General features: G+C 69.2%; 9 protein-coding genes. 1 reads left to right on the forward strand and 8 read right to left on the reverse strand.

Annotated elements, in window-relative coordinates; translation table 11 throughout:
• Positions 1-100 precede the first annotated feature (100 nt).
• Positions 101-1,690 (forward strand): glucose-6-phosphate isomerase, encoded by a 1,590-nt coding sequence (locus DB31_RS37910; protein ID WP_044197646.1) that lies wholly within the window; start codon positions 101-103, stop codon positions 1,688-1,690.
• Position 1,691: 1 nt separating this feature from the next.
• Here DB31_RS37910 and DB31_RS37915 read toward each other — a convergent pair whose 3' ends face one another.
• The 8 genes from DB31_RS37915 to DB31_RS37950 form a co-directional block, all read right to left on the reverse strand.
• Positions 1,692-3,839: a TOMM system kinase/cyclase fusion protein gene (locus tag DB31_RS37915; RefSeq protein WP_052420569.1), complete on the reverse strand. Its 2,148-nt coding sequence runs from the start codon at positions 3,837-3,839 to the stop codon at positions 1,692-1,694.
• 82 nt (positions 3,840-3,921) lie between these two features.
• Positions 3,922-7,920 carry a TOMM system kinase/cyclase fusion protein gene (locus DB31_RS37920; RefSeq protein ID WP_044197429.1) on the reverse strand — a complete coding sequence of 1,333 codons (3,999 nt, stop codon included), beginning with the start codon at positions 7,918-7,920 and terminating at the stop codon, positions 3,922-3,924.
• Positions 7,921-7,975: 55 nt separating this feature from the next.
• Entirely contained in the window at positions 7,976-8,977 is a 1,002-nt protein-coding gene (locus tag DB31_RS37925; RefSeq protein ID WP_157232377.1) for a cytochrome d ubiquinol oxidase subunit II, read from the reverse strand.
• Positions 8,967-10,286, reverse strand: a complete 1,320-nt coding sequence (locus tag DB31_RS37930) for a cytochrome ubiquinol oxidase subunit I (RefSeq protein WP_240487126.1) — start codon at positions 10,284-10,286, stop codon at positions 8,967-8,969. Before DB31_RS37930 ends, DB31_RS37925 begins: the two co-directional genes overlap by 11 nt.
• A 45-nt stretch (positions 10,287-10,331) precedes the next feature.
• The gene (locus DB31_RS37935) at positions 10,332-10,796 is read right to left on the reverse strand and encodes a hypothetical protein (protein WP_044197435.1); all 465 of its coding nucleotides are present in this window, start codon (positions 10,794-10,796) and stop codon (positions 10,332-10,334) included.
• Positions 10,793-11,197: a phage holin family protein gene (locus DB31_RS37940; RefSeq protein WP_044197437.1), complete on the reverse strand. Its 405-nt coding sequence runs from the start codon at positions 11,195-11,197 to the stop codon at positions 10,793-10,795. Before DB31_RS37940 ends, DB31_RS37935 begins: the two co-directional genes overlap by 4 nt.
• 186 nt (positions 11,198-11,383) lie before the next feature.
• On the reverse strand, positions 11,384-12,349 hold the full coding sequence (locus DB31_RS37945) for an ASPIC/UnbV domain-containing protein (RefSeq protein WP_157232369.1): 966 nt from the start codon (positions 12,347-12,349) through the stop codon (positions 11,384-11,386).
• 102 nt (positions 12,350-12,451) lie between these two features.
• On the reverse strand, positions 12,452-13,972 hold the full coding sequence (locus DB31_RS37950; RefSeq protein WP_044197441.1) for an FG-GAP repeat domain-containing protein: 1,521 nt from the start codon (positions 13,970-13,972) through the stop codon (positions 12,452-12,454).
• Between the last annotated feature and the right edge of the window lie 14 nt (positions 13,973-13,986).

A 13,986-nucleotide genomic window follows, 5' to 3' on the forward strand; every position in this document is an offset into this window, starting at 1 on the left:
TAACACCTACCTCTTAGGTTAGGAACGTTCTCCTCGCTTTTCCCGATGAACGTGAGGCGCTAAGGACTCCCAGGGAAATCCAATGGCCGGTGAGGGAGTCATGAGTCAGCGTGAGCTGTGGGAGCGGTACAAGAAGTACCTCTGCATCTGCCCGACGGTGGGTTTCACGCTCGATATCTCCAGGATGAACTTCGCTGACGGCTTCCTGGATCAGATGAGCGGGCCCCTGCAGGCGGCCTTCGCCGCCATGGAGGCCCTGGAGAAGGGCGCCATCGCCAACCCGGACGAGAACCGCCGCGTGGGCCACTACTGGCTGCGCGCCCCGGAGATGTCCCCGGAGGCCGGCATTGGCCGCGCCATCCGGGACACGCTCGCGGACGTGCACTGGTTCGCGGAGGAGCTCCACGAGGGCCGCATTGCCCCGCAAACGGCCGAGCGCTTCACGCAGTTGCTCGTCATTGGCATCGGCGGCTCGGCGCTGGGGCCTCAGCTCGTCGCGGACGCGCTGGGTGGCCCCTCGGACAAGATGCGCGTCTTCTTCTTCGACAACACGGATCCAGATGGCATGGACCGCGTGCTGGCGCAGGTGGGCGACAAGCTGCCGGAGACGCTCACCCTCGTGGTCAGCAAGTCCGGCGGCACCAAGGAGACGCGCAACGGCATGCTGGAGGCCGAGCGCGCGTACCAGGCCCGCGGCCTCACCTTCGGCGCCCACGCCGTGGCCATCACCGGCGAGCACAGTGAGCTCGACCAGTACGCCAAGAAGAACGGTTGGCTGCGCGCCTTCCCCATGTGGGACTGGGTTGGCGGGCGCACCTCCGTCATGTCCGCCGTGGGCATGCTGCCCGCACGGCTGCAGGGGCTCGACATCGATGGGATGCTGTCGGGCGCTCGGGACATGGACCGCGAGACGCGCCAGCGGGACGTGCTCCGCAACCCGGCCGCGCTGCTGGCGCTCATGTGGTACCACGCCGGTAAGGGCCGCGGCACCCAGGACATGGTCATCCTGCCGTACAAGGACCGGCTGCTGTTGATGTCCCGCTACCTCCAGCAGCTGGTGATGGAGTCGCTGGGCAAGGAGAAGGCGCTGGACGGCAAGGTGGTGAACCAGGGCATCGCCGTCTACGGCAACAAGGGCTCCACGGATCAGCACGCCTACGTGCAGCAGCTGCGCGAGGGGGTGCACAACTTCTTCGTCACCTTCATCGAGGTGCTCAAGGACCGCGAGGGTGCCTCCCTGCCCGTGGAGGAGAACGCCACCAGCGGGGACTACCTGCTGGGCTTCCTGCTCGGCACCCGGAGGGCCCTCTTCGAGAAGGGCCGCGAGTCCATCACCCTCACCGTGCCGGACGTGAGCGCGCGCACGCTGGGTGCCCTCATCGCGCTGTACGAGCGCGCCGTCGGGTTCTACGCCTCGCTGGTCAACATCAACGCCTACCACCAGCCGGGCGTCGAGGCCGGGAAGAAGGCAGCCGGCTCCGTGCTGGAGATTCAGCGCAAGCTGCTCTCGCACCTTCGCGGGACCAAGGGTACTCCGGGCACGGCGGAGGAGCTGGCCGCCGCCATGGGCGCCACGGACGAGGTGGAGACGGTGTTCAAGGTGCTCGAGCATCTGGCCGCCAACCCCCACCACGGGGTGAAACGCACCGAGGGCACCACGCCGTTCGGCGCGCGCTTCAGCGTGAAGTAGCTCACCGCTCCAGGGGCCCGAGCTGCACCTGGAGCACCTGGGCCGTGGGCCAGGGCGGAGTGAACTCGGGGCGCGCGGTGAGCACCGCGCACAGCCGCGCGCCGGAGGCCTCCTTCACCAGCTGCGCCAGCAGATCCAAGGTGACCGGATCAGCCCAGTGCACGTCCTCCACCACCATCAGCACGGGCTGCCGCTGGGCCATCTCGAAGAACAGGTCCAGCAGCGCCTGCACGGTCTGCTCCTGCTGGCGCCGCGCGGACATGGCCTGCACCGGATGGTGGACCGAGGCACCCGGAACGGCGAGGAGCGCGGCGAACAGCGGGAGGAACTCGGCGGTCTCGAAGCCGTACTGGGAGAGCAGCGCCTCGATCGCGGCGGTGGCCTGCTCCGAGGTCGAGTCCTGGCTCAGCCCCAGCAACCGCTCCAGCAGATCCACCACGGGCCGCAAGGGGCTGTCGCGCCCCTCGGAGGTGCAGCGGCACTCCAGGAAGGTGTGCGGCGTGTGGCGCGCTTGCAGCACGAGTTCCTGCGCCAGGCGGGACTTGCCGATGCCGGGCTCGCCTCGGATCAGGATGCCCTGCCCCGTGCCGGCCTGCACCTGCCTCCAGCGCTGCACCAGCAGCTCCAGTTCCAGGGTGCGGCCGAGCAGCGGATTCACGGGTGTCCGCTCCAGGCCCGCCGTGGAGGCACGCTGCCGGCCTCGGAGGCGGAACACCGGCATGGAGTTCGCCCCCACGCCCACACGGTGCTCTCCCGAAGGTTCGAGGACAAAGCCCTCGCGCAGCACCTGGGCGGTGGCCTCACTGACGAGCAACTCTCCGGGCTGAGCGAGCGCCTCCAGCCGCTCCGCCACTCCGGGCGTGTGGCCCACCAGCACGGGCAGCCCCGAGAGGCCCTGCCCTCGCAGCTCGCGACTGAGGACGGGACCGGTGTGGATGCCGACGCGGACCTCGGCCTTCAGTCCGTGGGCACGTGCCAGCTCCGCACCGCGCTTCTCCATCTGCGCCATCAGCTCCAGGGCCGTGAAGGCCGCGCGCTGGGCGTCGTCCTCGTGCGCCTTGGGATAGCCGAAGTACAGCAGCACCCGCTCTCCCCAGACGCTGCCCAGCCAGCCCTCCCGCTTGCGGGCCAGCTCGACCCAGGCGGCGTGCTGCTTCCATAGCAGCGCGTCCAGCTCCTCGGCCTTCGCGGTGGCCGCGCTCCCGCCCACCAGCCGCAGGCTGCAGCAGACAGCCGTGAGGTGCCGGCGCTCATCCTCGGCGGAGGCCAGGGGCTGCTCCACCAGGACCGGGGACATGGGCGTCTCCGCCGAGGGCCACCCCTGCGTCGCGCACGACTCCAGCTCCAGCAGCAGGCCCTGCGCGGTGACGTCCCGTGCCTGGGGGTTCTTCTCCGTGGCGCGCCGCAGCAGCCGGCCGAGGCGATGACTGGAGAGCCACTCGGGCAGGACGACGGGCTCCGGGCCCAGCTGCTTGAAGATGAGGTCCTGCAGCCGGGAGCCCTCCACCACCCGCCTGCCCGTGAGACACTCCACGAAGATGAGGCCCCACGCGTAGAGGTCCGTACGCGCCGTTACCGGCTCACCCCGGAGTTGCTCGGGCGCGGCGTAAGCGGGCGTGCCCAGCGTGTCCCGCGTCCGGGTGATGCGTGACAGCTCCTCGCGCCGGTCCTCGTCGGAGAGCGTGCCCAGTCCGAAGTCGAGCACCATGGCATTGCGCCGCAGGCCCGTGCTGGTGAGCATGATGTTCTGCGGCTTCAGGTCCCGGTGGACGATGCCCAGCTTGTGCGCGCACCCCAGCGCGTCCAGCACCTGCAACATGAGATGCGCGGCCTCCCATGGCGGCAGCGCCCCCTCCGTCGCAAGCACGTCTCCTAACGTTCGGCCGGGCACATACTCGAAGACGGTGTAGAGCCGCCCGGTCGCTGTCCGCCCGGAGTCGATGAGCCGGACGATGTGCGGGTGATAGAGCCGGGCGCACAGCCGCATCTCGCGCTGAAAGCGGGCAATGAGCCCCTCGTCCGCCGCATGCAGTGGCTGGAGGATTTTGACGGCCACCTCCTGACCGGTGGCCCGCTGGCGCGCCTTGAAGACCTGGCTGAAGCCTCCCTCGCCCAGCTTGGAGAGCACCTCGTAGCGCTCCTGGAACACCTTATCGTTGGCGATGGATTGCAGGCGGAGCCTCTGGGACGAACCGTGGGGAGTGCTGCTTATCCCAGAACCTATATCGGCGTCAGGACCCCCACTCCTCCATCACGGCCCGAGCTCGCTGGAGATCCAACGTGTCGAAGCCTTCCGTGAACTGTCCATAAAGAGGCATCAACAGCTCACGGGCCTCCGCGTGTTGTCCCTTGCGCAGCAATTGCTTGCACAGCGGTACGGCGGCGCGCAGCTCCACCATCCTCGCGCTCCGCTCGCGCGCTAGGGCGATGGCCTCTCGCAGCTTGGCTTCGCCCTCATTGGAGTCTGGGTTCTGGGCCAGCAGCGCATTGCCATACCGGTACAGCACGTGCAGCTGCGAGAATCCCTCCCCGGAGGCCTGGGCCCGGCGCAGCGCCTCCTCAAGCCGCTGGAGCGCCGCCTCATGATGGCCGAGTGAGGACTCGACCTCGGCCACGATGGAAGCATAACTGGACCAGTAGAGCGCACTGCCATGTTCCTCCAGCAGGGCGAGGATCCGCTGCATCCCTTGCAGATCCCGCGTGGCCACGCAGCGCAGCAGCTGCGCGTACGCCCCTTGCGACACGAGCCGCTGGCGAGTGGTCAGCTCGACGAGCTCGCTAGAGAGGGTGTCGAGCCGGGCGAACTCCAGCCGCAGGTGGTACAGCACCAGGGTGTAGATGCTGGCCACGGCGCGTGTGCTCATGTGATTCAAGTCTCGAGCCCTGGCGAGGGCAGACTCCATCACCCTCAAGCCCTCATCCGGAAATCCCAGGTGCCACCGCACGAACCCTAGGGACAGCATTGCCTGGACGCGAGGATCGAGCGCGTACATGGAAGCAGCGCTGGGAACAGCGTCTTCGCGCAGTGACAAGGCCCGGCCGAGGCATTCTCCCGACTCGACGAACAGTCCCTGGGCACAGAGAGAATCTCCCAGGAGCGGGAGTGTCACGGCCTGGTGGCTGGCGTGCTGCGTCAGCCCCTCCATGGAAACCAGCCGCTCCGCCAACGCGCGCGCCTGAGTATGTTGGGCACGCAGGTGATGGTAACTGGCCAGCGCCCACAGCGTTGGGACAACGCGCGGGCTGTCGCCCAGCAGATCGATCAACGCCTGGCTGCGCTCCACGTGTGCTTTGACCGCAGCGTCGGTCCAGCCCCGAGTCGCCATGAGCGCGGGGGTGATGACTTCGTTGAACTCGAGTTCCACCTTCGCGCGCTCGCGCTCGTCGGAGATAGCACCGAGCCACTCCAGCGCCTCCGTGGCGTGGCTCAAGGCTTCGGCATGGGCCGAACGCATGAGGGCCCCCACCGCTGCCTTGAGGGCATACCCCAGCGCCTCGCGCTTCTGCTCCGCTCCAGCATGGTGGCGAGCCAACACGTCTGGACGTTGCTGGACCAGCTCGGGGAAGCGCTGCTCCAGCGCCGCCGCGATGCGCGCATGCATCTGCCGGCGCATCTGCTTGGGCATGGCCTCGTAGGCGGTGTCGCGGATGAGGGCATGCTTGAAGGCGTAGCCCGAGCCGCGCGCCCCGCGCCGCCGGTGGACGAGATCCGCCACCACCAGAGCCTCCAAGTCCTTCTTCAGCATCGCCTCGTCCGACGCGGAGGCCGCCAGGAGCACCTCGTAGCTGAAATCACGCCCCAGCGCGGAGGCGAGCTGTGCCGTGGCCTTGGCCACGCCGAGCCGGTCCAGCCGGGCCATCAGTAAGTCGCGCAGGGTGCTCGGAACCTCCAGGCTCCCCACCTTGCGCGGCGTGTCTCCTTGCCGAGACAGGGACTCCACCACCATCCGGGTCAGCTCCTCGACGAACAGCGGCACCCCATCCGTGCGCTCCAGGATGCGCTCCACCACCTCAGCGGAAAGCAGGACCCCCTGCGTCAGGCGCTTCACCATCTCCTCCACCTGAGACCGCTCCAGCCGCCCCAGCTGCACCTGGAGCACCTGGGACGCGGACCCGGGCGGCGTAAACTCGGGACGCGCGGTGAGCAGCGCGCACAGGCGCGCGCCCGAGACGTCCCCCACCAGCTGCCCCAGCAGCTCCAGGGTCGTCGGGTCGGCCCAGTGGAGGTCTTCCACCAGCAGCAGCACGGGCTGTTGCTGGGCCATCTCGAACAGCAGCCCCAGCAGCGCCTGGAACGTCTCCTCCTTCTGGCGCTGCGGAGACATGGGCGGCGGCGGATAGCGGCCCGAGGGATCCTTGAGCGACAGCAGCGCGGCGAACAGCGGCAGGAACTCGGCCAGCACGAAGCCGTAGCGCAGCAGCAGCGCTTCGAGCGCCGCCACGGCTTGCTCCGGCGTGGAGCCCCGGTCTAGCCCCAGCAGCCGCTCCAGCAGATCCACCACCGGGCGCAGGGTGCTGTGGCGCCACTCGGGAGAGCACCGGCACTCCAGGAAGGTGTGCGGCACGTCGCGCGCCTGTTGCGCCAGCTCCTGCGCCAGCCGCGATTTGCCGATGCCCGGCTCTCCGGTGATGAGGAGGGCCTGCCCCACGCCCGCCACCACCTGCCGCCAGCGCTGCCGCAGCAGCTCCGTCTCCCAGAGGCGCCCGAACAGCGGTGCCACCTGGCCGTGCGAGGCTGTGCGCAGCTCGGGGCCCAGCTCGAACGACTGCATCGACCAGCTGCCGGCTTGGGCCTCCTGAGCGGGCATCAGCTCGAAGGCGTCCCTCAGCAGCTTCGCCGTCTGGGTGCTCACGAGGATGGCTCCTGGGCTGGCTCGCTCCGCCAGTCGCGAGGCCACGCTGGGCACAGGCCCCACCGGGGCGGACGACAAGGCGCTGCTGCCGCCCAGGACACTGGGACTGACCACCAGCCCGGTGTGGATGCCCACGCGTACCTCCAGCGAGGCCCCGTGCTTCTCCGCCAGCTCCTGGGCCCGCTGCTCCAGTTCCGACACCATCTCCAGTGCCATCCGCGCCGCGCGCCGCGCATCGTCCTCTCGCGCCGTGGGGTAGCCCATGAACACCACCATCCGCTCCGCCAGCACCCCTCCCACGTGCGCTTCGAGGCGCCGGGCGATCTCCGCGAGCGCCACATACAGGCCTCGGTGCAGCTGATCCGCCTCCTCGACGTCCTCGCGCTCCTCCAGCCCCGCCAGCGTCACCCCGATGCAGACAGCGGTCAGCTGGCGGTGCTCCCCATCCGCCTTCATGATGACCGTCTCGACCAGAGCCTGCCCCGCCCCCATACCGGCCCCCATCTGCGGCGCTCCGCTGCCCCCGCCCTCCCTGGCCCTGGACTCCAGCTCCTGGATCAGCCCCTGCGCCGTCACCTCACGCGCCTTCGGATCCTTCTGCGTCACCTTGCGCAGCAGCGGGCCCAGCCGGTGCCGCTCCAGCCAGTCCGGGAAAGGAATTGGATCCGGTCCGAGCTGCTTGTAGAGCACCTCCTGCAGCGTGGCGCCGCTCATGGCCCGCTGACCGGTGAGGCACTCCAGGAACGTGAGCCCCCAGGCATACAGGTCCGTGCGCTCGGTGACCAACTCGGAGCGCAGTTGCTCGGGCGCGGCATAGGCGGGCGTGCCCAGCACCTCCCGCGAGCGCGTGAGCGGGGCTGCGCCTCCCATCATGGCCTCCTGCGGCAGCGTGCCCAGCCCGAAGTCGAGCACCAGCGCGTTGCGCCGCACTCCCGTCATCGCCACCATGATGTTCTGCGGCTTGAGGTCCCGGTGGATAATGCCCAGCTTGTGTGCGGCCCCCAACGCGTCCAGCACCTGCAGCATCAGGTGCGTGGCCTCCTCGGCTGCTATCGGCCCCTGGGCCACCACCTCCGCCAGCGAGCGGCCCGGCACGTACTCGAAGACGGAGTAGAGCTGGTTGTCCGCCGTCACTCCCGAGTCGATGAGCCGGACGATGTGCGGGTGGTAGAGCCGGGCGCATAGCTGCATCTCGCGACGGAAGCGGGCCACATGGTGCTCGTCCTCCAAGTGCGCGGTCTTCAGCAGCTTGATGGCCACATCTTGATTCGTGGAGCGGTGCCGGGCCCGGTAGACCTGACCGAAGCCGCCCTCGCCCAGCGGGGAGAGAATCTCGTAGCGCTCCTGGAACACCGTCCCTGCAGCAATCGATGCCACCGCGGCCCTCCTTAGGAGGCCGCGATTCAATCCCACGATTGGCGGGACTGTCGAGTCAGTGCCGGGGCGGCGCCTGGAAGACGCGCAGCAGCAGCACGAGCGAGGGCACCACGGTCACCAGGCCCACGGCCAGCGCCACCATCAGCACGCGCAACACTCCGGGACTGGCCGCTGCGGACTGGACGGTGAGGTCCGGCACCACGAGGTACGGGTACTGTGACACGGCCCACCCCAGCACGATGAACCCCGCCTGCGCCGCCGCCGTCACACGGGCCAGCCGGAAGCGCCTGCGCCACAGCAGCGCGAACGTGGTCACCGCCGTCACCGCTGTGACTCCGTGCAACGCCAGCGCGGAGGGCGCGTGCAGCAGGCCCTCCCAGACACGGGAGGCTCCGTCCCTCGCGAACAGCAGCACGCCCAGCGCCGCGAGAAAGACCGCCACCCCCGAGGCCAGCGCCCGGCGCCGGAAGTCCTCGCGCAGCGGATCCGTGGTGGCCTCCGCCGTCAGGTACACGGCCGCGAGAAAGGCAAAGAGGCACAGCGCCAGCACGCCCACCGCCACGGCGAACGGCGTCAGCCACGAAGCGAAGAAGCCGCTCACCACCGCCCGGCCCTCCACGCGGATCTGCCCGCTCACCACCGCTCCCACGCACATGCCGAGCAGCAGCGGAGAGATGACACTGGCAATGCTGAACACCAGTCCCCAGCGCTTCTGCACCCGGTCTCCTCGCGCGTCGTAGGTGCGGAAGGTGAACGCGGTGCCCCGGAAGACAATGCCGAGCAGCAGCAGCGTCAACGGGACATGCAGCGCCACGGTGAGCGCCGCGAAGGCCCGAGGGAAACCGCCGAACAGCAGCACGAGCCCTACGATGAGCCAGACATGGTTCACCTCCCACACCGGGCCCAGCGCCTTGGCGATGAGCTCGCGCTGCTCCGCCTTGCGAGGCCCTGCGGCGAGCAGGTCCCACACCCCGCCGCCGAAGTCCGCTCCGCCGAAGAGCGAGTAAAGGACGAATGTCCCCGCCACCGCCCCCGCGAGGATGAGCTCAGTGGGCATCATCCGCCTCCCGGCCCGGCAGCGTCCCAGCCACCTGGCGCGCGAGCAGGAACGTCACCACCACGCCCAGGAAGAGGTACACGAGCGTGAAGGTCCAGAACGGCGCGGCCAGGTGTGGCACCGGCGTCACCGCCTCGGCCGTGCGCATCACCCCGTGGAGGATCCATGGCTGCCGTCCCCACTCGGTGACGAGCCAGCCCGCCTCCAGCGCCAGCAGCCCCAGCGGCGACGCCCACAGCCATGCCCGCATCATCCACCGGCTCGCAGGCCACTCGCGCTTGCGCCAGCGCAGCAGCAGCGTCACCACGGACAACAGGGCCATCGCGCTGCCCGCCCCCACCATCACCTGGAAGGACACGTGCACCTTCGCCACCGGAGGCCAGTCCTCTCGGGGGAACTCCTTCAAGCCCCTCACCTCGGCGTCCGGATCTCCGAACGCCAGGATGGACAGCCCCTTGGGGATATCCAACGCGTACGGCGTGGTGGCCGTCTCCACATCCGGCAGCCCGCCCAGCCGCAGCGGTGCACCCCGCTCCGTGTCGAAGTGTCCTTCCATCGCAGCCAGCTTCACCGGCTGCTCCTTCGCGGTGTGCTTCGCCAGGAAGTCTCCCACCAGCGGCTGCAGGAGCGCGGTGAGGCATGCCACCGGCAGCGCCACCGACAGCGCCTTGCGGTGGAACCCCGAGCCCGGGTGCTTGAGCAGCACGAAGGCGTGGATGCCCGCCATCGCGAAGGCGCTCGCTTGGTAGCACGAGATGAGCACGTGGACCGTCTGGTACTTCCACCCCGAGCTGAACATCGCCGCCAGCGGCTCGATGTTCATCGGCCCCACCGCTGTGGGCGTGAAGCCGGAAGGGTCGTTCATGAAGACGTTGACCAGCGTGACGAAGAAGGCGCTCGCCGCGCCGCTCAGCGCCACCATCACTCCCGAGAACAGGTGGAGCCCCGGAGATACCCGCTCCCGTCCATACAGGTAGATGCCCAGAAAGATGGCCTCGGTGAAGAAGGCCACGCCCTCCAATGCGAAGGGCAGCCCAATCACTTCACCGTATTGCCCCATGAACTCGGGCCAGAGCAGGCCCAGCTCGAACGAGAGCACCGTGCCGCTCACCGCCCCGACCGCGAACAGGATGGCCGTGCCCTTGGCCAACTTCTGGCTCAAAAGCCGGTAGTCCGCGTCGCCCGTGCGCCGCGCCTTCCAGTCGCTGATCACCATCAGCACCGGCAGCGCCACCCCCGCGGCGGCGAAGACGATGTGGAACGCCAGCGACAGCCCCATCTGGGCCCGCGCATAGAGCAGATCCGTCACGTGGATGAGTCTGCTTTATGCGCGATCTTTAAGCAATTAAAACAACTACTGAGCCTTCTGAGGCTCGGTGCGGTTTCTGGGCACGAGCGACTGGACCGAGTTCTTCGCGATGTTCGTGGCCAGCGCGGTGGCGAAGATGAGGATGAGCTTGCGGCCCAGTTCCACCGGCAGCGGCCGCTCCTCGGCGGAGGAGGCCACGCGGTCCGGGTGCTGCCACGCCCGCTCCAGGGCCTTCAGCCGGTGCCGCGCGAGGATCTGCTCGCGGTGGCGCGCACGCCAGATGGCCACGCCCACGCCGATGCCCGTCAGCACCGCCGCGGTGATGGCCACGCCGACAAGCAGGTCCTGGTGCCGCGTGGCCTGGTAGCGCACGTCCAGCACCCGCTCCCGGCGCCGCTCCAGTTCCTCCAGCGTCAGCAGCAGCTCGTCGCGGATGCGATCCGCCGTGCGCTCGACCTGCTCGCGGTCGCTCAGGCCCTTGGTGATGTGCGTCTTGTCCCCGGCGTTCATTGCAGACTCTCCCGTGCCAGGTCGAAGTCCGCCTTGAGACGCTCCTGGGTGTGAGGCAGCGGCTTCTTGGGCAGCCGCTTCACCCCGAACCAGCCCAGCCCGCCCGCGATGAGCAGGACGGCCACCCCCACCAGCAGCACCCCGAGCCACGAGCTCAGCGGCAGCGCCAGACCGATGGCCACGAAGAGGGCCGCCAGGCCACACAGGGCCAGCGTGAAGCCCACGCCCAGCAAGATGCCGCTGGTGCGCGCGGCCTTCACCTCGTCGCGCAGCTCCTTCTTGGCGTGCAGCAGCTCCGCTTTGACGAGCAGCTTCGTCTCGGCGAGGGCATGCCGGACCAGCTCGGCGGTACTCAGGGTCTCCAGTTGGCTTCGCTCCAGCCGCTCCGATTCGAGTTCCACGTCTCCGCCTCCGGACTCCAGAGGCCCGGGCGTGCGCCTCGCACGCACCCGCTGCCCCTGCTCTGGCTGAAGGTGGGCAGGGGTCTTCCTGCGGTGAAGTTCCTCCGTGGATGCGAACCCCTGTCCGCCTGCCTGCCCTCCGGCTAGCAGGGGAAATCCCCCGGCTTTCGTCCAGGAAGCAGCGCGTCAGGGCGGAGGCGGCGTGGCCGAGACGGGAGGAGCCACCTCCGCCAGGGCAGCCTCGAGGGACTCTCCGCCTCGAACCACCCGCGCCAGCCGGCCCGAGGCGTCGTAGAGCAGCACCGTGGGGAGGGCAAGCTGGCCGCCAGGAGAGAGCGGATCCGCCACCTCGGGCATCAGCGCCGCCACCGGGTAGCCGATGCCCATCTTCGTGGCCTCGGCCTGGGCCTGCTCAGGCGGGTGGGCCGCCAAGCCGCGCACCTGCCACCGGCCTTCTTGCGCCAGCTTGCTCAGGACGGGCACCTCCTTGAGGCAGGGCTTGCACCACGAGGCGAACAGCTGCACCGCAGTGGGCCGGCCATCCTTCGTGCCGCCCGCCTGCTCCAGGCTCAGGGGCAGCTTGGGCACGGGCGCGCGAGGCGGGCGGGCCGCGAACGCGGTGGAGTCCTTGGCTCCGCCCTCCGTGAGTGCCCACCGGCGGCCTGCCTGAAGCGCCCCGAAGGACTCGGTCACGCCCGGCCGCCACGTCACCTCGACTTCGGCCTGCGTCTCCGTCCCGAGCCCCACGTGGATGGTGGGGTCCACCGAGCTCACATACCCGCGCGTCAGCAGCACGGGGAACGCCCGGAGGCCCGCGGCCGTCTTCACCTTCACCGTGGCCGTGCTCGCCTCGGGGTCTCCCTTCGTGGCGCGCAGCCGCAGCTCCATGGAGTTACCGGGGACGCCCTCATTCACGAAGAGCTGCAAGCGCGGCTTGGCGCGGTTGAGCATGAGCAGCTCCTGGTGCCCATCCCCATCGAGGTCCTGCGCCACCAGGGCCCGGCCATCCGCGCGGGACTCGAAGCCGTCCGAGAAGGCGCACTCCTCGAAGGTGCCATCCTCCCGCTGCAGCCAGAGCTTCTTGGGCTCCCAGCCGGAGAAGGACTGCTCGAAGCCCGTCTGCCCCACCTTCTTCAGTGGCGAGGGCCCCACGGACTGCACCGACGCGTACGGAGCCGTCGCGACCGCCGGGTTATTGCGGCCGATGGACTTCTTTTCGAGTGCGAGCGCCAGGACCTGGCGCCAGTAGACACTTCAAAGGTCTTTTCGATTGGGCGCGCTGTAGAAGCCATTCGCGACGGCGAGGTCCAACCTCCCATCGTCGTCCGCGTCGAGGAAGATGGCGCCAAAGGCCCACAAGCCCCGGTTGACGCCTCGGGCGCGGGCCACCTCGTCGAAGCCGCCGTCCGCACGCGCCAGGTAGAGCGTGTTGCCGGCGGCGAACTTGTCCAGCCGGGCCTTCAGCTTGGGGTCCACCTGGGTGGCGGCCAGCACGCGGGTGCCCGCCTTGGAGAACATGTTGGCGACATAGAGGTCCAACCGGCCATCGCCGTTCACGTCGCCCACGTCGGCGCTCATACCGTTGCCGGGGTCCCTCAGACCGTGCGCGTCCGTCACGTCCCGAGGTGTTCCACCCTCCTCGAAGCGCCACAGGTCGTTGTCGCCAAAGTCGTTGGCCACGTAGATCTGCGGCCGGCCCTCTCCAAGCAGATCCCCCGCGACGGCCGCGAGTCCCCAGCGCCGGTGCAGCTCGGCCTTGGGCGGCGACACTTCTTGGAAGGTGAAGTCTCCCATGCCCCGGAAGAAGCGAGCCGGACGCCCATCCCGCGCATCGAGGAAGTTGTCCGGGCCGAACTTCATCGGGTAGTGCAGGAGCACCAGGTCGAGCTTGCCGTCCCCATCGAAGTCCGTGACGAGCGAGGCGTGCGAGTTGGCAGGCGGGAGCTTCGTGGGAATCGCGGTGAAGGTCCCCGCGTCGTTGCGGAGCACCACGGGCACCGAGTCCGCGTTCCACGCCGTCTGGGTGGTGGCGATGACGTCCGGGTCGCCATCCGCGTCGAAGTCCCCCGCGGCCAGCGAGGAGAACCAGGCGCCCTTGGGCGGCGCCACGCTCAAGCGCGTGCGCTCGTAGTGGAGCGGCTCCTTGCCACGGAACAGGTAGAGGGCGCGAGGGTCCGCGAACAGGACCTCCTGGATGCCATCTCCATTGAAGTCGCGCACCGCGAGGGCGCCGCTGTTCATCGCCGCCTGCATGCCCGCGGCCTCACCGTCGGCCTCGGCCGGGACCACCAGCCCCGCGCTCTCCGCGCGCTCGACGAAGCGAGGCTCGGGCCGGATGGACTCGGTCCTCCAGGCGGGCTCGACCTTCTCCAGCCTCCAGGCATCCGCGCGGGGACGGCTCAGGGTGGCGGCCGCCTCGCCTCGGATGGACTGGCGCGCACCCTCCCGGTTCACCCCATCCAGCTCGAAGAGGAGACGGATGGTGGCGCTCTGAGCGGTGGGCTCGAAGGCGAGCGCACGCACGCTGCACCCGGAGATCCACACGAACGTCTCGGTGGGGAGCTGCACGCCGGGCGCGGCCACCTCCTCCGAGAAAGAGAAGCGGCCCTGCTTGATGGGGGTGCACAGCCGGGTGTCGAAGAACGACTCCAGTGAGTCCTGCAGCGCCTCGCGTGTGTCCAGCTGGTGGATCACCTTGTACGAGCCCCGCTCCGAAGCACCGGAAGCAGGCGACACGGTGAGACTCAACAGGGCTACCAGTCCGAAGGACTTCATCTAAGAGTGAACCC

Origin of the sequence: Hyalangium minutum (genome assembly GCF_000737315.1) — a bacterium.
In the GTDB taxonomy this organism is placed as follows: domain Bacteria; phylum Myxococcota; class Myxococcia; order Myxococcales; family Myxococcaceae; genus Hyalangium; species Hyalangium minutum.